This window comes from Stappia sp. G46H5W, assembly GCF_058448995.1.
In genome coordinates this window covers 289,267-309,960 of record NZ_JBZFLL010000006.1, presented here as the reverse complement: position 1 = coordinate 309,960, position 20,694 = coordinate 289,267, and the positions used below count along the sequence as shown (strand labels likewise).

Annotated in this window: 17 protein-coding genes; 8 read left to right on the top strand and 9 right to left on the bottom strand. The window is 67.7% G+C overall.

Going from position 1 to position 20,694, the window contains the following annotated elements:
- Window positions 1-7 precede the first annotated feature (7 nt).
- The 8 genes from ACVJ6E_RS19700 to ACVJ6E_RS19665 form a co-directional block, all read right to left on the bottom strand.
- Window positions 8-2,479: a sensor histidine kinase gene (locus ACVJ6E_RS19700; RefSeq protein ID WP_208996866.1), complete on the bottom strand. Its 2,472-nt coding sequence runs from the start codon at window positions 2,477-2,479 to the stop codon at window positions 8-10.
- A gap of 351 nt (window positions 2,480-2,830) precedes the next feature.
- Window positions 2,831-4,228 carry an adenosylhomocysteinase gene (gene ahcY, locus ACVJ6E_RS19695; protein ID WP_120270494.1) on the bottom strand — a complete coding sequence of 466 codons (1,398 nt, stop codon included), beginning with the start codon at window positions 4,226-4,228 and terminating at the stop codon, window positions 2,831-2,833.
- Window positions 4,229-4,945: 717 nt separating this feature from the next.
- Window positions 4,946-5,239: an HPr family phosphocarrier protein gene (locus ACVJ6E_RS19690; RefSeq protein ID WP_120270495.1), complete on the bottom strand. Its 294-nt coding sequence runs from the start codon at window positions 5,237-5,239 to the stop codon at window positions 4,946-4,948.
- A gap of 4 nt (window positions 5,240-5,243) precedes the next feature.
- Window positions 5,244-5,648 carry a PTS sugar transporter subunit IIA gene (locus ACVJ6E_RS19685; protein WP_120270496.1) on the bottom strand — a complete coding sequence of 135 codons (405 nt, stop codon included), beginning with the start codon at window positions 5,646-5,648 and terminating at the stop codon, window positions 5,244-5,246.
- 310 nt (window positions 5,649-5,958) lie between these two features.
- Entirely contained in the window at window positions 5,959-6,420 is a 462-nt protein-coding gene (locus ACVJ6E_RS19680) for a phosphoenolpyruvate carboxykinase (ATP) (protein WP_120270497.1), read from the bottom strand.
- The gene (locus tag ACVJ6E_RS19675; protein WP_120270498.1) at window positions 6,417-8,258 is read right to left on the bottom strand and encodes a sensor histidine kinase; all 1,842 of its coding nucleotides are present in this window, start codon (window positions 8,256-8,258) and stop codon (window positions 6,417-6,419) included. Before ACVJ6E_RS19675 ends, ACVJ6E_RS19680 begins: the two co-directional genes overlap by 4 nt.
- Window positions 8,259-8,363: 105 nt before the next feature.
- Window positions 8,364-9,062 carry a response regulator transcription factor gene (locus ACVJ6E_RS19670; protein ID WP_067223449.1) on the bottom strand — a complete coding sequence of 233 codons (699 nt, stop codon included), beginning with the start codon at window positions 9,060-9,062 and terminating at the stop codon, window positions 8,364-8,366.
- Window positions 9,063-9,170: 108 nt separating this feature from the next.
- A complete protein-coding gene (locus ACVJ6E_RS19665; protein WP_120270499.1) occupies window positions 9,171-10,574 on the bottom strand; it encodes an MATE family efflux transporter in 1,404 nt (467 codons plus the stop codon).
- 558 nt (window positions 10,575-11,132) lie between these two features.
- Here ACVJ6E_RS19665 and ACVJ6E_RS19660 point away from each other — a divergent pair.
- The 8 genes from ACVJ6E_RS19660 (at window position 11,133) to ACVJ6E_RS19625 (ending at window position 20,084) form a co-directional block, all read left to right on the top strand.
- Complete coding sequence (locus ACVJ6E_RS19660; RefSeq protein WP_120270500.1) at window positions 11,133-12,746, top strand: phosphoenolpyruvate carboxykinase; 1,614 nt, start codon at window positions 11,133-11,135, stop codon at window positions 12,744-12,746.
- Between the two features lie 892 nt (window positions 12,747-13,638).
- Complete coding sequence (locus tag ACVJ6E_RS19655) at window positions 13,639-13,983, top strand: XdhC family protein (RefSeq protein ID WP_120270501.1); 345 nt, start codon at window positions 13,639-13,641, stop codon at window positions 13,981-13,983.
- Window positions 13,984-14,073: 90 nt separating this feature from the next.
- A complete protein-coding gene (locus ACVJ6E_RS19650; RefSeq protein ID WP_120270502.1) occupies window positions 14,074-14,787 on the top strand; it encodes an XdhC family protein in 714 nt (237 codons plus the stop codon).
- Window positions 14,784-16,457 carry a molybdopterin-binding/glycosyltransferase family 2 protein gene (locus tag ACVJ6E_RS19645; RefSeq protein ID WP_120270503.1) on the top strand — a complete coding sequence of 558 codons (1,674 nt, stop codon included), beginning with the start codon at window positions 14,784-14,786 and terminating at the stop codon, window positions 16,455-16,457. The genes ACVJ6E_RS19650 and ACVJ6E_RS19645 overlap by 4 nt, the downstream gene beginning before the upstream one ends.
- Before the next feature lie 116 nt (window positions 16,458-16,573).
- Complete coding sequence (locus ACVJ6E_RS19640; protein WP_185924003.1) at window positions 16,574-17,236, top strand: L,D-transpeptidase; 663 nt, start codon at window positions 16,574-16,576, stop codon at window positions 17,234-17,236.
- Entirely contained in the window at window positions 17,233-17,784 is a 552-nt protein-coding gene (locus ACVJ6E_RS19635; RefSeq protein WP_491676514.1) for an OmpA family protein, read from the top strand. Before ACVJ6E_RS19640 ends, ACVJ6E_RS19635 begins: the two co-directional genes overlap by 4 nt.
- A 248-nt stretch (window positions 17,785-18,032) precedes the next feature.
- A complete protein-coding gene (locus ACVJ6E_RS19630) occupies window positions 18,033-18,245 on the top strand; it encodes a hypothetical protein (RefSeq protein ID WP_120270504.1) in 213 nt (70 codons plus the stop codon).
- 297 nt (window positions 18,246-18,542) lie between these two features.
- On the top strand, window positions 18,543-20,084 hold the full coding sequence (locus ACVJ6E_RS19625) for a cryptochrome/photolyase family protein (protein ID WP_120270505.1): 1,542 nt from the start codon (window positions 18,543-18,545) through the stop codon (window positions 20,082-20,084).
- 108 nt (window positions 20,085-20,192) lie between these two features.
- Here the strand turns inward: ACVJ6E_RS19625 and rpsL are convergent, their stop codons facing one another.
- Window positions 20,193-20,564 carry a 30S ribosomal protein S12 gene (rpsL, locus tag ACVJ6E_RS19620; RefSeq protein WP_067223430.1) on the bottom strand — a complete coding sequence of 124 codons (372 nt, stop codon included), beginning with the start codon at window positions 20,562-20,564 and terminating at the stop codon, window positions 20,193-20,195.
- Window positions 20,565-20,694 lie beyond the last annotated feature (130 nt).

The window sequence follows — 20,694 nt, the reverse complement described above, 5'->3', positions numbered from 1 at the left end:
GAGCCGGTCACTCGGCGGCGTGCTGGAGGGCGTCGGGTGCGAAGGGAAATCGGCAGACGACATATGTGCCGACCCCCTCTTCCGATTCGATCGAGACCGTGCCGCCATGCAGCTCGACGAAGCTCTTGACGATGGACAGGCCGAGCCCGGCGCCGCGGCGGCGCTGGCCGGCATCGCGACCGACGAAGCGGGCGAAGACCTGGTCGAGCATGTCCTCGGGGATGCCGCAGCCATGGTCGCGGACATGGAACTCGATGGCATCCATCGTGCGCAGGCAGCCGACGTCGATGGTGCCGCCGACATCGGAGAAGCGCAGCGCGTTGGAGATCAGGTTGAACAGCACCTGGCGCAGGCGCCGCTCGTCGGCCTGGATCACGCCGACATCGTCGGCGACCGTCAGCTTCAGCGCGATGCCACTGTCGGCCAGCCGGTCCTTCAGCCCCTCCACCGCCGCCTGCACGGTCCGCGCCACATCCACGGAGGAAATGTCGAGCTCCATGATGCCGGCATCGATGGTGGCAAGGTCGAGAATGTCGTTGATGATCGCCAGCAGCGCCGAGGACGAGGAGAGGATGTAGTCGACATACTCTCCCTGCTTTGCGGTCAGCGGGCCGAATTTCGGGTCGGACAGCAGCTGGGCGAAGCCGATGATGTTGGTCAGCGGCGAGCGCAGCTCGTAGGAGACGTGCTGGATGAAGGCGTTCTTGAGCTGGTCGGCCTGTTCCAGCGCCTCGTTCTTGTCGAGCAGCGCGCGCTCGACATTCACCGAATCCGTCACGTTGACGAAGGTCACCAGCGTGCCGCCGTCCGGCAGCGGCACGGTGGCGTAGTCGATCGCCTCGCCGCTCTCCCGGTCCAGCCGCCCGGACACCGGCTCGCGGTTGTCGGCAAGGCTGGTCACCGCCGTTACCAGCTGGCGCCAGGTCGCCGTCTCTTCCGGCTCCAGCATCTCCATGTCGACGATGCGGGTGATGTGCGGGCTGTCGCCGAGCCGGTCGTCGGACAGGTCCCAGATGTTCTCGAAGGCCGGGTTCCACAGGCGCAGCCGCCCGTCGGACCCGAACACCGCCACCGCCTCGGACAGGTTGTCCAGCGTCTCGCCCTGGACGCGGATCAGCGAGTTGTAGCGGCTTTCCAGGTCCAGCCGCTCGGTGACGTTCTCGTAGATATAGGTGACACCGCCCTGCGGATGCGGGTTGGCGATGACGCGCAGCGTGCGCCCGTCCGGCAGGTGCCACCAGAATTCGCGTGCGTCGAGCGAGGTGTAGGTTTCCAGCAGCTTGTTGCGCCAGCCGCGATAGTCGGCCTGCTCGGGCAGCTTGCGCGCGGCGCGCAGCGCATCGAGCAGGGCCCCGTCGCTCGGGTTGCTCTCCAGGAAGGTCGCGTCGAGATCCCACAGGGAGCGGAAGGCGGCGTTGTAGAACTGCAGCCGCCGGTCGGCGCCGAAGATCGCCACGGCGGTCGCCAGCTGGTCGAGCGTACGGGCGTGGAAGTCGATGGTGCGGCCGAGTTCCTGGCGCACGTTTTCCAGCTCGCTGACATCGATGGCGATGCCGCCGGTGCCGGAGTCGACCGCAATCTGGGTGACGTCGAAGATGCGCCGGGCGCCGGCCGCCACCGCCGGCAGGCGGGCGCGCGAATGGCCTTTCTCGTCGCGGCCGCGCTCCATCTGGCCGCGTCCCTTGGCGTCGAGGAACTCGACCCGCGCGTCGATGGCCGCCTGGCCGCTGTCGGTTTCCACCGCCCGCGCATAAGCGGCATTGACCCAGACCAGGGCGCCTTCCTCGTCGCGCAACCAGGCCGGAGAGGGCACGCCGTCGAGCAGTGCGCGCAGGGTCTGCAACTCGCGGGTCATGGCGCTGTTGCGCTCGGCGGTAAGGGCCTGAGACTTGCGCTCGCCGGTCAGGTCGCGCAGGCGCAGCACCGGTGCGCTGGCGGTCACCCGGCCGCAGATCTCGACCATGCCGCCGGTGCGGGTCGGCACCGTCATGCGGAAGGCCTCGCCGTGCTGGCGCAGCCGGTCGACGGCCTGTTCGAGCGCGCCGGCCGCACGAGCCTCCAGCCAGCTGCCGAAGGCCAGCAGCCGGGCGGGCGAACGCGGCACGCCGGAGCTTTCCTCCAGCATGCCGGCAACGAAGGGCTCGTCCTCGCCGGGCTGCCACATGACGATGCGCTGGTCGTCGGAGGCGACGAGGCTTTCCAGCCGGTCGAGCCGCGCGGCGAGCCGGGCGCTGGTCTCGGTCGCGGTGTTCAGCGTACCGGAGCTTGCGCGCATGTTGCGGATGAGGGTGACGGCAGCGGTCACGGCAAAGGTCACGGCACCGCCGACGGCGGCCATCCAGACGACCTTTTCAGGGGTGAAGCTGCCCGAAAACAGCGGATGGGTGGCCCCGGGGACATCGTTGGCAAGGCACAGGCCGGTGGAGGCGACCCAGGCCAGCGGCGCGGTCGACAGACCCAGCCGAGCCTTGCGACTCACTCTCCGCCATGCGGCGCGGTCGCGCCCATGTTCCCAGCCGTCCGCCGGCATCCGCTCTTTCCCCTGTCGCCCTGTCAGGGCACCCGCATCGGGTCGCCCGCATAAGGCTGCCGCATCAGGCCCGTCGCAAAACACGGGCCTCAAGCAGTTCTGCCTTACGACCCGCCTGATTCGCAAAGACCATAACGCAAACGCGAATCGCGAAGAAGTGTCGGTTACCGAAAAGTAAACGGGGGCTGTGTCATCCACAGCCCCCGTCAAGGGATCGACCAGAGCTCGTTCCGGTGCCGATTTTGCCCTGCGTCCGGCAGGATTGCGCCTGCCGGATGCGCCGGGGACCGGCCGGACCGATCAGTAGCGGTAGTGTTCCGGCTTGTACGGGCCGGTGGTCTTCACGCCGATATAATCGGCCTGAGCCGTCGACAGCTCCGTCAGTTCGACGCCGAGCTTGGCCAGGTGCAGGCGGGCGACGCGCTCGTCGAGATGCTTCGGCAGGACGTAGACGTCCTTGTCGTAGGCGTCCGGACGGGTCCACAGCTCGATCTGCGCCAGCACCTGGTTGGTGAAGCTGGCGGACATCACGAAGCTCGGGTGGCCGGTCGCGTTGCCGAGGTTCAGCAGACGGCCTTCCGACAGGAGGATCATGCGCTTCCCGTCCGGGAACTCGATCATGTCGACCTGCGGCTTGATGTTGGTCCACTTGTAGTTGCGCAGCGCCTCGACCTGGATCTCGTTGTCGAAGTGGCCGATGTTGCCGACGATCGCCATGTCCTTCAGCGAACGCATGTGATCGAGGGTCACAACGTCCTTGTTGCCGGTGGTGGTGATCACGATGTCGGCGGTCGGGGCCGCTTTCTCCAGGGTGACGACCTCGAAGCCGTCCATGGCGGCCTGCAGGGCGCAGATCGGATCGATCTCGGTCACCTTGACGCGGGCGCCGGCGCCGCGAAGGCTGGCGGCCGAACCCTTGCCGACGTCACCATAGCCGCAGACGACGGCGGTCTTGCCGGCCATCATCACATCGGTGCCGCGACGGATGCCGTCCACAAGGCTCTCCTTGCAGCCGTACTTGTTGTCGAACTTCGACTTGGTGACGCTGTCGTTGACGTTGATCGCCGGGAACGGCAGCAGGCCCTTGGCCTTCAGCTGGTACAGACGGTTGACGCCCGTGGTGGTCTCCTCGGAGACGCCGCGGATCGCGTCGCGCTGCTTGGTGAACCAGCCGGGGCTGGCGGCCATGCGCTTGCGGATCTGGGCGAAGAGGATCTTCTCCTCCTCCGAACCCGGGTTGGAGAGCACGTCCTCGCCGGCTTCGGCGCGGGCGCCGAGCAGGATGTACATGGTGGCGTCGCCGCCATCATCGAGGATCATGTTCGCCGTGCCTTCCGGGAAGAGGAAGATGCGGTCGCAATAGTCCCAGTACTCTTCCAGCGTCTCGCCCTTCTCGGCGAAGACCGGGATGCCGGCGGCGGCGATGGCGGCAGCGGCATGGTCCTGGGTCGAGAAGATGTTGCAGGAGGCCCAGCGGACCTCGGCGCCGAGCGCGACCAGCGTCTCGATCAGCACGGCGGTCTGGATGGTCATGTGCAGCGAGCCGGCGATGCGGGCGCCCTTGAGCGGCTTCTTCTCGCCGAACTCCTCGCGGCAGGCCATCAGGCCCGGCATCTCGGTCTCGGCGATGTCGATCTCCTTGCGGCCGTAGTCGGCCTGGGAGAGATCCTTGACGTAATAATCGGTTGCGGTGGTCATGCGTATCGTCCGCTCGCTTTTCGTTTGAAACAGCACTTGCCCGTCCGGAACGGGGTCCGGGACAGGAATTTCCCGAAGGGGCGACCGGCAGCGGCCGGCAGCGCCCGTGTCCTGGGGCACCCTGGGGCTGCCCCGGAATTCGTCTTTCTGGCGCGTCTTGCACGATCATGTGTGGCGCCGGAACACGGGCCTTTCGGCCCCTTGTCCGGCGCGGACAACGCCTTGCGCCGGATGCAGGCAGCCGGCGGATGCCCGGTTTATAGGCCGGAAACCGATACAAAGCAATAAGGATATAAAGATTTCTTTATGTCCTTTTCAGTCGAAGGCCCGGTGCCTGTCCCTTGGGTTAACGAAGCGCCAACAGATCATGGAAGCATGCGGCAACACTCCGGCCCCCTCTCGGCCACCCTTCTGGCCAGAGATACGCAGAACCGGGATCGTGGAGGCATAGCGGCTGCCTTCGCGCCACCATCCGCTCCGGCGGATACTGGACGCCTGCCAGCGCAGGCGTAACGCCGTGGAGGGATGCAATGCGCTCCCGTCTCAACCTCGCCGAGGTTGCCAATGGGTCCCGGGTCGCGCTTCGCTTGCCCGGGATGACGACTTGAGAGGGAGGAAAGGCCGCTGCCACAACTACGGCCGTCACCCCGGACGAGCATCGCGAGATCCGGGGCCCATTGGTTGCCAGAGCGGCAGCGAAGATGCGCGACCGAAGCCTCAGTCGGTCTCGCCGAAGCCGCTTTCCACCAGCTCGGAGATGGCGGCGAGCGCGCTTTCCGCCTCCGTGCCGGTGGCGGAAACGCGGATCGAGCAGCCGGGGCTGGCCGCCAGCATCATCAGGCCCATGATGGAATTGCCGCCGACCGACTGGCCGTCCTTCATCACCACCACCTCGGCGTCGAAGGTTTCGACCAGCTTCACCAGCTTGGCCGAGGCCCGGGCATGCAGGCCGCGCCGGTTGACGATCTTCAGGTCGCGGGTGAGCCCGGCCGCTTGCATCTGGTCCATCATCGCGTCACCCCTGGCCCGACAGAACCTGGCTGGCAACGGAAATGTACTTCTGGCCGGCCTTGCGGGCCTCGTCCACCGCCTCGGCGATGGCGCTTTCGCCGCGCACGCTGGCCAGCTTGATCAGCATGGGCAGGTTGACGCCGGCGATGACCTCGATGCTGGTGCCGTCCATGACGGAGATGGCAAGGTTCGACGGGGTTCCGCCGAACATGTCCGTCAGCAGCACCACGCCGGAGCCGTCATTGACGCTCTCCACGGCCGTCAGGATGTCCTGCCGGCGCTGCTCCATGTCGTCGTCCGGGCCGATGCAGATCGTCTCGACCCGGTCTTGCGGGCCGACGACATGCTCCAGCGCAGACTTGAATTCTTCCGCCAATCGTCCGTGCGTAACAAGTACGAGACCGATCATGCCCTGTCCGTCGTTTGTCCGTCCGTCCGGTCCGCCTTCAGCGGCCGGCGTGGCGCATACCACAATGGACTTTTTCCGGATATCCCGCCGATCCAACGACCGGTGCAGATACCTTAGCCTCTTGCAGTCTTGCGCCGCTGCGACCCGCGGGCCGCACGCGACGGAGCGCTCCCCGCCCCCGGTCGTTCGATGCCGGGCGCCCAATGTCGGCAAGGTAACGCTGCAGCGCAAGAAAAATCGGACCCGGCCCCCGGCTTTTTCGCAAGGTCCCGCGCGGATGCGACAGGGACCCTGACGCAGCGCCCCCGGATCAGGCCCTGTCGGAGGCCCGGCCCGTCAGTACGGCCAGCACGTCGAGCGCCGTGTCCTGCTCGTGCCCGCAGGGCACGGCAAGGCGCGCAAGCGCGATCCCGCACAGGGTGACGCGCATCGCCTCGCTCTCCGGCATGCGCTCCAGCTCGCCCTCCGGCACCAGGTCGACCACCAGCCGCACCACGGCGCGCGTCTCGGCCGCCACCTCAACGATCCCCTCGCCGCGCCGCTCCCACAGGCCCGCCAGCTGAGGCGGACAGCTCGCGATCAGCCGGCCCGAGCGGGCGGCAAGCGCCACCCGGTCGTCGGCCACCGCCAGCGCCAGCAGGCCGCGCAAGCGCGCCTCGCTGAGAATCCGCTCGCCGAGGCGCGACTTGCCCGCACCCGAGCGGCCGCGGATCAGGATGCCGGCACTGCCGACCAGGATGCAGGAGGCATGAACCGTGTCGCCGCCGCTCATCCCCGGCTCTCGGCCGGCAGGCGCACGGTGAAGCGGGCGCCGTCGATGCGGGTCTCGCCGGTCTTGGCATCCACCGTTTCGCGGTTGGCGACCGAGATCGTGCCGCGATGAGCCTCGACGATCTGGCGCGAGATCGACAGGCCGAGGCCGGAATTGTTGCCGAAGCCCTCGGATTCCGGGCGGTCGGTATAGAAGCGCTCGAAGATGCGCTCGCGCAGCTCCGGGCGCACGCCCGGCCCGTCGTCGTCCACCATGATCTCGACCATGTCGGCGGTGCGGTTCGCCGTCACCCGCACCGTGCCGCCGGGGGGCGAGAAGGAGCGGGCATTGTCGATCAGGTTGTTGACCACCTGGCCGAGGCGGCTGTCATGGCCGAGCACCCGGTAAGGATGGTCGCGGCGCGAGGAATTGATATGCACCTCGACGCGCGCTTCGCCGGCCGCCGCCCGTTCGTTGGCCAGATCGCACACGCCCAGCAGCAGCGTCGAGATGTCGATGGGCTCGGCATCGGCGCGGGCCAGTTCCGCATCCAGCCGCGAGGCATCGGAAATGTCGGTGATCAGCCGGTCGAGCCGGCGCACGTCATGCTGGATGACCTCCATCAGCCGCTCGCGCGCCTGCGGCTGCTTGGCCAGCGGCAGCGTCTCCACCGCGCTGCGTAGCGAGGTCAGCGGGTTCTTCAGTTCGTGCGCCACGTCCGCGGCGAAGGTCTCGATCGCGTCCATGCGGTTGTAGAGCGCGTTGGTCATGTCGCGCAGCGCGCTCGCCAGATGGCCAATCTCGTCGCGCCGCTCGGAGAATTGCGGGATCTCCTCGCGCGACTTGATGCCCCGGCGCACCCGCTCGGCCGCCGCCGCCAGCCGCCGAACCGGGCCGGCGATGGTGCCGGCCAGCAGGATCGACAGCACCATGGTCACCGTCGCGGCGACCAGGAACACGCGCACGATGCCGATGCGCTCGGCCCGCACGATGGCGTCGATGTCGCCGCCTTGCGTCGACAGCAGCAGCGAGCCCAGCACCGCGCGGAAGCGCTGCACCGGCACCGCGACCGAGACGATCAGCTCACCGCGCGAGGACACGCGCACCACGCTAGCGGGCGAGCCGGCGAGCGCTGCCTCCACTTCCGGATAGGCCCGCCCGTTGCCCGCGCCGATCTCCTCGTAGAGCGGCAGGTCGCCCCGGCGGAACCACAGTTTCACGTCGGCCCAGATCTGGTCCCACAGGCCCGGTTCCTCGGTGGTCGGCGGCGGCAGGTCGAAGCGCAGGATCTGGCCTCGCGCGTAAAGATGCCGGGAATCGAGGATCAGGATGCCTTCGGGATCGTAGATCCGCGCCCTGGTGCGGGTCGGCGAGATCAGCCGGCGCAGCACCGGCGCGACGCGCTCGGGATTGATCGGAAAGTCGGTCAGCCGCGAGCCGTCGGTCGGCGAGACGCTTTCGCCCGCCTGCAGCTGCAGCAGCTGCTCGGGATCGACCATCAGCCCGTCGGTCTCCACCGTCGCCGAGGCGGCGATGGCGCCGGCGATGATCTCGCCCTGGGTCAGGAGGCTCTGGACGCGGGCATCGATCAGCCCGGCGCGAAACTGGTTGAGATAAAGGATGCCGCCGACCAGCGCGCACAGGCCGGCGAGGTTCAGCACCAGGATGCGGCGGGTCAGCGAGGAGGTGAGATAGGGCGAGATCGAGCCGGCGATGCGCGACAGGATGCGCCTGCGGAAGCGGCGCTGGCTGTTGGGACCGCGGGCAGCAGCCGGCGCGCCCCCGGCCTCGGCCGGAGGAGACGTCCGCCGGTCGGCCTCATGCTCGGCACGCCCGCTCGTGTCCACCTCAATCGCCATTCATCTTTCCCGGCACTTTCCCCGACCGGGGCCGTCCCGGCCACGCGTTGCAGGCACGCCGCCCCGCCTGCATCGCGCATCGACCGGGCGGGCGCGGCGCTGCCGTCAGCCCTCGCGGAAGCGGTAGCCGACGCCGTACAGCGTCTCGATCATGTCGAAGCTGTCGTCGACCAGCTTGAACTTCTTCCGCAGCCGCTTGATATGGCTATCGATGGTGCGATCGTCCACATAGACCTGATCGTCATAGGCCGCATCCATCAAGGCGTTGCGGCTCTTGACCACGCCCGGACGATGGGCGAGCGCGTAAAGGATCAGGAATTCGGTGACGGTCAGCGTCACCGGCTGGCCCTTCCACATGGAGGTGTGGCGCTCCTGATCCATGATCAGGTCGCCGCGCTCCAGCAGCTTGTCGCTTTCCTGCTTGCTCGTCGCCGGGTCGCGCGGCTGCACGCGGCGCAGCACCGCCTTGACGCGCTCCACCAGCAGGCGCTGCGAGAACGGTTTGCGGATGAAGTCGTCGGCGCCCATCTTGAGACCGAACAGCTCGTCGATCTCGTCGTCCTTGCTGGTCAGGAAGATCACCGGCAGGTCGGACTTCTGGCGCAGCCGCCGCAGCAGCTCCATGCCGTCCATGCGCGGCATCTTGATATCGAAGATGGCAAGATCCGGCGGATCGGTGATCAGCCGGTCGAGGGCCGAGGAGCCGTCCGTATAGGTATGGACCCTGTATCCTTCGCTCTCCAGTGCAATGGAGACCGAGGTCAGGATGTTGCGGTCGTCGTCTACGAGTGCGATCGTCGGCATGGTCGAAAGCCCTGAACCCGTTCTTCTTGTTCGCTCGTCTTGGTTTATCAGCCTTGCGGGTGCAAATGCGCATAAATTATGGCGATGCCCGGCAGCAATCGCCGACCGCTACAGCGGAACCACCGGCGAAAGGCGCCGCATCGCGCTCTGGCGCGCGAAGCGCAACGACAGGCCGGTGAAGGAGACGATGATGCCGGCGATCAGCCCGCCGATCAGCCCGCCCGCGCCGACCGCCAGCACGATCGCCATCACATAGGCGACCGGAATCGCGATCAGCCAGAACGCCCCGATCTGCCACAGGGTCGGCCACCACACGTCGCCAAGCCCCCGCAGGGCGCCGATGGTCACCGCCATCGCCGCGTCGATCGACAGCATGAAGCCGGCGACGAAGAGCGCCTGCGCCGCCGCCTCGACCGTGCGCGGGTCGGAGGTCACGGCCCTTGCCGCCGTTTCCGGCGACAGCAGGAACAGCAGCGCCACCGGCAGCGGCCACAGCCCGCCGAGCGCGATGCCCGTCCAGCCGGCGCGCCCGACATTGGCCATGTCGCCCTCGCCGAAGGCCCGGCCCACCCGGATGGCCGTCGCCCCACCGGTGCCGATGGCCATCATGAAGGTCAGCGTGACGAGACTCATCGTCGTCTGGTAGGCGGCGAGCTGCGCGGTGCCGAGCCAGCCGGCCATCATCACGACAGTGGCGAAGGCGGCGCTTTCCACGCCCTGGGCAAGGCCCATCGGCAGGCCGAGCCGGCGCAGCAGGCGCGCATCCGGGTCCGCCCACAGGCCGAGCGCGGCCGCCCCGGCGCTGCGGCGCGGCAGGATGCGGAACGTATCGTCGCGCCGGGCCTGCATCGCCAGGATGGTCAGGATGCTGAGGCCGGCGAGCGTGCGGGCGATGGTGCTCGCCATCATGATGCCTTCCGCCCCGCCGGCGGCGAACCACCCGCCCCAGCCGTAGCCGAGCAGCGCATTCAGCGGCACGTTGACGAGATTGGCGGCCAGCATGATCACCATGCCGGTCTTGGGCCGGCCGGTCGCCTCCATGAACAGGTTGCAGGCGACGAACAGCAGGATGCCCGGCATGCCGAAGCCGAAGGCGTGCGAGACGCGCGCGGCGCCCGCGGCCAGGTCCGCGTCCTGTCCCGTTGCCAGAAAGAACGGCTCGGCCAGCATCGACAGGAAGAGACAGATGAGGCCGAGCGCCAGCGCATGGGCGAGCGAGGCACGCAGCACCGCGCCGGCGCGCGGGGCATCGCCCGCGCCCAGCGCCTGCGAGGCCAGCACGGCGGTCGCCTGCAGCGCGCCGACGGCGACCATCATCAAGGTCAGCTGCGGCGCGACGCCGAGGCCGAAATAGGCAAGGTCGGCAGCGCTCGCCCGGCCCACCATCACCGTGTCGACGGTGAACATGATGACGAGTGCCGCGCGCGAGACGATGATCGGCAGCGCCAGCGCCACGGTTGCGCGGAAATGATGCCCCGCCGAAGCGGGAGCGGGACTGCGAAGTGTCGACATCTTGGCCTGACGGGTGAGACGGAAAAGGCGGGAAGCGGGCGCGAAGCTGTCTTGCGCCGGGCAATCGGGCCCCGACCATAGCCGAAAGCGCCGGGCCGGTCAGCCATGCGAATCCGCCATGGTCCGGCCCGTCCCGCGGCCCGGTTTCGCGACCATTTGGCGCGGTTCCGAACGGATGATCCGCGAATGATCTGATATGAAACGAGTATTCCACCGGAACCGGCGCCGGAACACGTATTATTTTTCCTTAAAAAATAATTATAACTGCAGAAACGGTGAATTAAATCGATTTAATCTCGAACCGGCCACCTTCGTTGCGCTTGTTGATTTGGGGGCCATCCACTAGGTTCGCTCTGCCAAAAGCGAAAAAGACAGCAGGGCCGGACCCGACACGGGGTCGACGGCCGTTCCGTGCGCCGGCACCAGGGCCGCCGGCAGTTCACACGCTACCGGACTCATATTGCGAAATCGCGACAGGACGCATATCGCGGCAGCCGGCAGTCTCAGCGGTCCACGAAGGACCGGTCGAACCAAATACGATACAGGGATCTCGGAAACATGGCGGATCAGGGCGTAGAGCTTTCTTCGAAAGACGCTGGCATGTGCGGCTTGAAGGAGCTCGGCGGACTTCATCGCAACCTCACGGCACCGGCGCTCTATGAGCATGCGCTGCGCCGCGGGGAGGCCGTCGTCGCCGATGGCGGCGCGCTCGTCGCCGACACCGGCGTCCACACGGGCCGCTCGCCGAAGGACAAGTTCATCGTCATCGACGACACCACCCGCGACACCGTGTGGTGGGACAATTCCAACTCCATGAGCCCCGAGCAGTTCGCCGCTCTCCATGCCGACATGGCGGCCCATGCCAAGGGCATGTCGCTCTATGCGCAGGACCTGCATGGCGGCGCCGATCCGGTCCACCGCATCAAGGTGCGCGTCTTCACCGAATACGCCTGGCACTCCCTGTTCATCCGCAACCTGCTGATCCGCCCGGATGCGTCGGAGCTGGCGGATTTCGCCCCCGAGATGACGATCATCGACCTGCCGAGCTTCCGCGCCGATCCCGCGCGCCACGGCTGCCGCAGCGAGACGGTGATCGCCTGCGACTTCACCAACCGCATCGTCCTGATCGGCGGCACCTCCTATGCCGGCGAGATGAAGAAGTCCGTCTTCTCGATGCTGAACTTCCTGCTGCCGGCCAGCCGCGTGATGCCGATGCACTGCTCCGCCAATGTCGGCGACGAGGGCGACACGGCCGTGTTCTTCGGCCTGTCCGGCACCGGCAAGACCACCCTTTCGGCCGACCCGACCCGTACGCTGGTCGGTGACGACGAGCATGGCTGGGGCCCGGACGGTGTCTTCAACTTCGAGGGCGGCTGCTACGCCAAGACGATCAAGCTGTCGGCCGAGGCGGAGCCGGAGATCTACGCCACGACCCAGCGCTTCGGCACCGTGCTGGAGAATGTCGTGCTCGATGAGCAGACGCGCGTTCCCGACTTCGACGACGGCTCGAAGACCGAGAACACCCGCTGCGCCTACCCGATCCACTTCATCTCCAACGCCAGCCCGACGGGCCGCGCGCCGCACCCCAAGAACATCATCATGCTGACGGCGGATGCCTTCGGAGTGCTGCCTCCGATCGCGCGGCTGACCCCGGCCCAGGCGATGTATCACTTCCTGTCCGGTTACACGGCGAAGGTCGCCGGCACCGAGAAGGGCGTGACGGAGCCGCAGGCGACGTTCTCCACCTGCTTCGGCGCGCCGTTCATGTCGCGTCATCCGTCCGAGTACGGCAACCTGCTGCGTTCGCTGATCGCCACCCATGAGGTTGATTGCTGGCTGGTCAACACCGGCTGGACGGGCGGCGCCTACGGCATCGGCAACCGCATGCCGATCCGTGCCACCCGCACGCTGCTCTCCGCCGCACTGGACGGTTCGCTGCGCGACGTCGAGTGCCGCACGGACGCGAATTTTGGCTTCGCCGTTCCGGTCGAGGTTCCGGGCGTCGATCCGAAGATCCTCGACCCGCGCTCGACCTGGGCCGACAAGGAGGCCTACGACGCGCAGGCCGCCAAGCTGGTGGACATGTTCGTCACCAACTTCGCCAAGTTCGAAAGCCATGTGGACGGCGCGATCCTCGCTGCTGCCCCGTCCTTTCGCGCCGCGGCCGAATAACGCCGCAGCGGACAGCTGACACGTCGAAGGGCGCCGCAGGCTTGCGGCGCCCTTTTTCTTTGCTGCAGCTGTGTACGGGGAGCGCCCGATGTCCCGCAAGGGCGAAGCGATGCCGTCGGCCACCTGCGTCCTCGCAACCGCTCTGGCAGCCAATAGGCCCCGGATCTCGCGTTGCTCGTCCGGGGTGACGGCCGAGGGGATGCGAGGTCTTCGCCATTTTCCCAGGCTGTCATCCCGGCCGCGCCTCCCCTCAGGCTGTCATCCCGGCCGCGCCTCCCCTCAGGCTGTCATCCCGGCCGCGCGTCAGCGCAGAGCCGGGACCCATTGGCAACTTCAGCGGCTGTGAGACGGAAGCGCATCGCCACCTCCACGGCTGTCACGCCTGCGCAGGCAGGCGCCCAGTATCCGCCGGAGCGAATGGTGGCGCGAAGCCAGCTGCGTTCCGGCAACAGCGCCGAAGCTCAGGCTGAACCGTCCGGGGTTACTGGATCCCGGTCTTCGGCTGCGCCGAAACCGGGACGACACCTTGAGAAAGTGGCACTACCTTCCCTCACCCGCCGACGTTGCTTCGCCTCTCCTTCGTCTTCCCGGGCAAGCGAAGCGCGACCCGGGACCGGAGAGCCGAGGGCGTTGCCGAAGCGCTCCGGGCCAAACCCGCACCCGCTGTGGCTCGCCGGTCCCGGATCTTCGGCCTTCGGCCTCGTCCGGGAAGATGTTGGGAGGGGTTGCAGCAAAAACACCCGCCAAAGGTGCCAATGGGTCCCGCACCCGCGCTGGAGCGCTGTGCGCGATGACGAGGAGAGGCCATCCCCTTCCGACCAAAGGCCAGCGACGGGAAGCCTGTGCAGGTCGGCGGCCTCGGCCTATATTCGAGGCAACGAAGGAGACGGACATGCAACAGGATGCAATCCGGACGGAGATCGATCCGCTGGTTCTGGCGGAAAGCTGGAGCCGCGACGGGCGCCGCGTCGCCCTTGCCACCGTTGTCGAGACCTGGGGCTCGGCGCCGCGCCCGGTCGGCGCGCATCTCGTCATCGATGCGGAGGGAAATTTCGAGGGCTCGGTATCGGGCGGCTGCGTCGAGGGCGCGGTCGTGGCCGAAGCGGCCGAGGTGATCGAGACCGGCAAGCCGGCCATGCTGGAATTCGGCGTCGCCGACGAGACCGCCTGGCGCGTCGGCCTGTCCTGCGGCGGGCGCATCCGCGTCTATGTGGAGCCGGTGGCACGGCCGTCCTGACCCGCGCGCGGAAGGTCCCTTCCGCGCCATCCGCCTTGCCTGCCTCAAGGTGCTGCTCGCCGGCGCCTCCCCATTTTCAGGACCGCTTTCATGGACCTACAGCTCCTTGCCCGTTTCAACGCCGCCCGCAGCGGCCGCAAGCCCGCGATCCTCGTCACCGAGATCGGCAGCGGCGCCCAGCGCCTCGTCGCCCCAAGCGACATCACGGACGCCGATCCGCTGGCGGCGGAGCTGCGCGCCAGGCTGAGGTCCGGCAAGTCCGGGCTGGTCGAGCTTGCAGGCGGCGGCCAGGCCTTCCTGACCGTCAGCGTGCCGCCGCCGCGCATCGTGCTGATCGGCGCCGTCCATATCAGCCAGGCCTTGGTGCCGATGGCACAGATCGCCGGCTTCGACGTGACCGTCGTCGACCCGCGCACCGCCTTTGCCACGCCCGAGCGGTTTCCGGACGGTACGCTGCTCGCCGAATGGCCGGCCGACGTGCTCGACCAGTTGGCGCTCGATCCCTACACCGCGCTTGCCGCGCTTACCCATGACCCGAAGATCGACGACGTGCCGCTTCAGGCCGCGCTGTCGGCCGGGTGCTTCTATGTCGGCGCGCTCGGCAGCCGCAAGACCCATGGCAAGCGGCGCGAGCGCCTGCTGGAGGCCGGCGTGACACCGGCCGCCTTCGACAGCATCGATGCCCCGATCGGCGCCGATATCGGCGCGGCCTCGCCGGCCGAGATCGCCGTAGCCGTGCTCGCCAACATCATCGCCGCCCTTCGCAAGAGCCCCGAACCCAAGGGAGAGGGAGGCCGGCCGTGAAGTTCGGCCCGCTCGCCACGCGAGAGGCGGAAGGCGCCCTGCTCGCCCACACGCTGCGGCTTGCCGACGGCGCGCTGAAGAAGGGCCACCTGCTCACCGCCGGCGACATCGCACGGATCGCGGATGCGGGCATCGCGGAGGTCGTTGCCGCCCGGCTCGGCCCGGACGATTGCCACGAGGACGAAGCGGCGCGGCGCATCGCGCAGGCTGCGTCCGGCGGCGGCATGACGCTGGAGCCGCCCTTTACCGGCCGGGTCAACTTCCATGCCGATGCCGACGGCCTGCTGGTGGTCGACAGGGACGCGGTCGACCGGACCAACCGCATCGATCCGGCCATCACGCTGGCCACACTGCCCGCCTACGCCCGGATCACCCGTGGCCGCATGGTGGCGACGGCCAAGATCATTCCCTTCGCCGCGCCGCGCGCCGATGTGGAGGCCGCCTGCCAGGCGGTGGGCGGGGCAGTGCGCGTCGCTCCGTTCCGCGCGCGCCCCGTCGGGCTGGTCGCGACCCAGCTTGCGCATCTCAAGCCCGCCACCCTAGACAAGACCCGGCGGATCACCGAAAGCCGCCTTGCCGTCTATGGATCGCAGCTCACCCGCGAGCTCCGGGTCGCCCACGAGGCGGGCGAGACGGCCAAGGCCATCGCCGCGCTGATCGCGGACGGGGCGGAGCTGGTTCTGGTCTTCGGCGCCTCGGCCATCGTCGACCGGGAGGACGTCATCCCGACCGCCATCCGGCAGGCCGGCGGCACGGTCACGCATTTCGGCATGCCCGTCGACCCGGGCAACCTGCTGCTTGTCGGCGAGGTCGGCGGAGTGCCGGTTCTCGGCGCGCCGGGCTGCGCCCGCAGCCCCAAGGAAAACGGCTTCGACTGGGTGCTCGACCGGCTGATGGCGGACCTGCCCGTCACTCCCCATGAGATCACCGGCATGGGCGTCGGCGGCCTCCTGATGGAGATCGGCACGCGGCCGCAGCCGCGCGAGGTGGCGCGCGAACCCGCACGCGAGGCGACGCAGGAGCCGCTGCAGGCGGCACCGCGCGGGCGGCGGATCGAGGGCATCCTGCTGGCCGCCGGCCAGTCGCGGAGGGCGGGCGGCGTCAACAAGCTGCTGGCCCAGATCGGCGGCGAGCCCCTGGTGCGCATCGCTGCAAGGGCGGCGCTGGCAAGCGGGCTGTCCCGCCTCACCGTGGTGACCGGCCACATGGCCGAGGAGGTCGCCGACGCGCTTGCCGGGCTCGACGTCGCGCTGGTGCACAATCCGGACTATGCCGACGGCATGGCCGGCTCGATCCGCACCGGCATCAAGGCCCTGGGAACGGATGCCGATGCTGCGATGATCCTGCTTGCCGACATGCCGGGCATCGACGGCCCCGTTCTCGACCGCCTGATCGAGGCCTATCGGCCGGATGAGGGCGTCACCCTGGTGCTTGCCACCACCCACGGCAAACGTGGCAATCCGGTCCTGTGGGACCGCAGCCATTTCGACGCGCTGGCGCGGCTGGAGGGCGACACGGGCGCCCGTCACCTGATCGGGCAGAACGCCTCGGCCATGCGCGAGGTGGAGATCGGCGAGGCCGCGCGCCTCGATCTCGACACGCGCGAGGCGCTGTCGGCGGCCGGCGCGGACTTCGGCGAAACGCCTTCGCCGGGCCCGTCACCAAACTGAAAAACTTCGAAGGATTGACGTTTTCTCCGCGATGGACAGTAATAGGACTGTTCCGCGCTCGCAGATACTGACGAGGGCGGAGCGGGAGCGGCTGCCCGTCAGGAGGAGGAGACGGCATGACGGCATCCATGACACGGCGTGCGCTGCTGGTCGGCGCCGGTGCGATGGCGACGAACATTTCGCTGCCCATGCCTGCATTCGCGTCCTCGAAATGGTTCGACGGGGCCGCCTCCGACAACGGGTTCCAGTACCGGCGCACCAATTTCTCGGTGATCAAGCCGCACTGGCGCCGGCAGATGGTCAAGTATTTCTCGCAAGAATCGCCCGGAACGGTGGTCGTCGATACCCGCAACCACTTCCTTTACTGGATCTGGGAAAACAACACCGCGCTGCGTTACGGCGTCGGCGTCGGGCGCGAGGGCTTCCAGTGGTTCGGCCGTGCGCAGGTCCGCCGCAAGTCGCTGTGGCCGCGCTGGGTGCCACCTCCGGAGATGCGCAAGCGCCAGCCCGACCTGCCGAAACTGGTCGAGGGCGGCGCCCCGAACAACCCGCTGGGGCCGCGTGCGCTCTACCTGCACCACGACAGCGGTGCCGATACCGGCTACCGGCTGCACGGCACGCTGGAGCCCTGGAGCATCGGCAGCGACGTCTCGTCGGGCTGCATCCGCATGTTCCCAGAAGACATCATCGACCTCTACCAGCGTTGCCCCGTGGGAACCCGCGTATCGGTTCTGGAGCATCTGGGCGCCGGCACCCCGAAGGATCAGGAGCGCACGTGACCGTCTTTCCGATGCCCGAAACCGGCCGCCCCGCCGCGCGGCCGCGTGCCCCGCTCTCGCCCCTGCTTGTTGCCGGGCTCGTCGCCTCGGCCCTGTTGGCCGGCTGCAACACGGTCGAGAACGTCGCCTCGCCGGACGTCACCAACGCGCCGGTGCTCGGCTTCGCCAACATGGAGCCGGGCAGCGAGGAAGCCTTCATGCTCAATGTCGGGCGGCGGACCTATTTCACGCCAGGCTCGGCCGACATCGACGAGACGGCGCGCATGACGCTCGACAAGCAGGCCGAGTGGCTCAAGACCAACCGGACCTGGTTCGCCAAGATCCAGGGCTTTGCGGACGATCCGGGCAGCGCCGGCGACAACACGGCCCTGTCGACGCGCCGGGCCAATGCGGTCATGGCCTATCTGGTCGGCAAGGGCGTTTCGCCGAACCGGCTCTGGGCCAAGGGCTATGGCACCGAGCGCAAGGTGCGCGACTGCGCCGAAGAAGAATGCAAGGCGCAGAACCGCCGGGTGGTCACCAACCTTCGCGAAGAACGCGAACGGTGAAGTAAGACTGCAACCGCTCGGCATTAACCACATCGTTGCACTGCAATATAGGCATGGCTCCCATGCCGGAGATGCGTTTGGCCTTTGGCAATGTGACACCTATATTACAGTCATCGGATCGATGCCGGGCCTTGGCCCGGCTTTTTTGACGCGCAGCCGCTGGCAGGCGCTCCTGACACCGATGCCTCGGCAAGCCCCGTGGATCGCGCTTCGGAGTGAAAGGCGTCACCAGACTGAAGGACAGAACGATGACCGAACTCCGTTTGCCGCGCGCCGGCCAGTGCAAGTGGGCCGAAGGCACCGGCGGCAACTACACCTTCCCGTGCCGCAACCGCGTCGATGCGGGGATTTCCTACTGCAGCGAGCATCACGCGCTGGTGTATATCTCTGCCGAGGAGCGTCGCCGCAACCGCGAGAGCACCCCGGTCGCCTTCAAGGCGCAGCGCCGTATCGCCGCCTGACACCGACGCAGGCACTTGTCCCCGCTGAGCCTGGGGCGAGATTGCGAGCGCCGTCGCAAAATCGGCGGAAATCGAGACGGGATTTTGCAAAATCCGTCTCGAAATTTGCAAAGCCAGTTTGATGAAGACGCCCGGCGGGACACCGACCGGGCGTCTTTCGTTTGTCCCCGTGGGCGGGATGGGGGACACGCCAGGCTGTCCCCCATCCCGCCCCCGATGCGAGAGGGGCAAGATCCGCGCAAGGCCGGGATGCGTAACCGGGAAGAGCCCCTTCTTTCCCCGCAGCTCCCGCGAGCCATGACCCAACCTGTCCTCATCCCGATCCTCGGCGACCAGCTCTCCTTCGGCCTCTCGGCGCTGCAGGACGTCGACAAGAGCGCTGCAAGACTGCTGATGATGGAGGTCGCTGAGGAAACGACCTACGTCCCACATCATCGCAAGAAGATCGCCTTCATCCTGGCCGCCATGCGCCATCACGCCGCTGCCCTGCGCGATGCCGGCTGGCAGGTCGACTATGTCGAGCTCGACGATCCGGACAACACCGGCAGCTTTGCGGGCGAGATCGGCCGCGCCGTGGCGCGGCACGGCCCCTCGCGGATCCGGGTGACCGAGCCCGGCGAATGGCGGGTGCTGGAGATCTTGCGCGGGCTTGAGAGCGAGCACAATCTGCCCCTCGAAATCCTGCCCGACAGCCGGTTCCTGTGCAGCCACAAGGAGTTCGCCGCCTGGGCTGAGGGCCGCAAGCAGCTGCGGATGGAGTATTTCTACCGCGAGATGCGGCGCAAGACCGGGCTGTTGATGGAGGGCGACGAGCCCGCAGGCGGCCGCTGGAACTTCGACAGCGAGAACCGCAAGCCGGCGGACACCGACCTCTTCATGCCGCGCCCGCTGGACTTTGAGCCGGACGCGACGACGCGGGCGGTGCTGGAACTGGTCGAGGCACGCTTTCCGGACGGGTTCGGCATGCTCACCCCGTTCCGCTTCGCCGTCACCACTGAGGATGCGGAGAAGGCGCTGGAGCGCTTCATTAAGGAGGCCCTGCCGCGTTTCGGCGACTATCAGGACGCCATGCTGACCGGGGAAAAGTATCTCTACCACTCGGTCCTGTCGCCCTACATCAATGCGGGCCTGCTCGACCCCTTGCACGTCTGCCGCAAGGCGGAGCAAGCATTTCTGGACGGTGCCGTGCCGCTCAACTCGGCCGAGGGGTTCATCCGCCAGATCATCGGTTGGCGGGAATATGTGCGCGGCATCTACTGGCTGAAGATGCCGGACTATGCCGGCGCCAACCATTTCGGCGCGAGCCGGCCGCTGCCGGACTTCTACTGGAGCGCGGAGACGAAGATGGCCTGCCTGCGCGAGGTCGTCGGCCAGACCCGGGACGAGGCCTACGCGCATCACATCCAGCGGCTGATGGTGACCGGCAATTTCGCGCTGATCGCCGGCATCGACCCGCACCAGGTGCACGAGTGGTATCTCGCGGTCTATGCGGACGCGTTCGAATGGGTGGAGCTGCCGAACACGGTCGGCATGAGCCAGTTCGCCGATGGCGGGCTGCTCGCCTCCAAGCCCTATGCGGCGAGCGGCAACTACATCAACAAGATGTCGGACCATTGCCGCGGCTGCCAGTACGACGTGAAGGACCGCACCGGCGAAAACGCCTGTCCGTTCAACGCACTGTATTGGGACTTCCTGATCCGCAACCGCGAGAAGCTCGGCGCCAATCCGCGCCTTGCCCAGCCCTACCGGACCTGGGACCGCATGTCGGCGGAGACCCGCAAGGACTATCTCAACGCCGCCGCGCGCAGCCTGAAACGGCTGGAGGCCGGCACGCTCTAGGTCGCGTGCCCGCTAATCCTGAAGCCCAAAAACATCAAGGCCTCCCGGACGGGTGTCCGGAAGGCCTCGACAAGACAATTCCCTGCCGGGTGCGACCCGGCCGGAAGCTTACTTCGGACGCTTGGAGCCGTAGAGCGAACGGCGCTTCTTACGGTCCTTGACGCCCTGGGTGTCGAGCACGCCGCGGATCACGCGGTAGCGCACGCCCGGAAGGTCGTTCGGGCCGCCGCCACGCACGAGCACCACGGAGTGCTCCTGCAGGTTGTGGCCCTCGCCCGGGATGTAGGCGGTGACTTCATTGCCATTGGTCATGCGAACACGCGCGACCTTACGAAGAGCCGAGTTCGGCTTGCGCGGCGTCGTGGTGTAGACGCGGGTGCAAACCGCGCGCTTCTGCGGGTTACCGCCCAGCGCGGGGGTCTTGGACTTCTTGACGGTCGGCTTACGGTTCAGGCGAACCAACTGGTTGATTGTCGGCATAGGTTGCTTGCAGCTTGTTTTTGAGGAATGTCTTGGCCGCTTCGTATAGGGGGGGCGGCCCGCTTTGTCAAAGGGAGAATCCCGCTTCCCGGCGTTTTCCGCCGCGTCGGAATGCCTGCGGCACGATTCC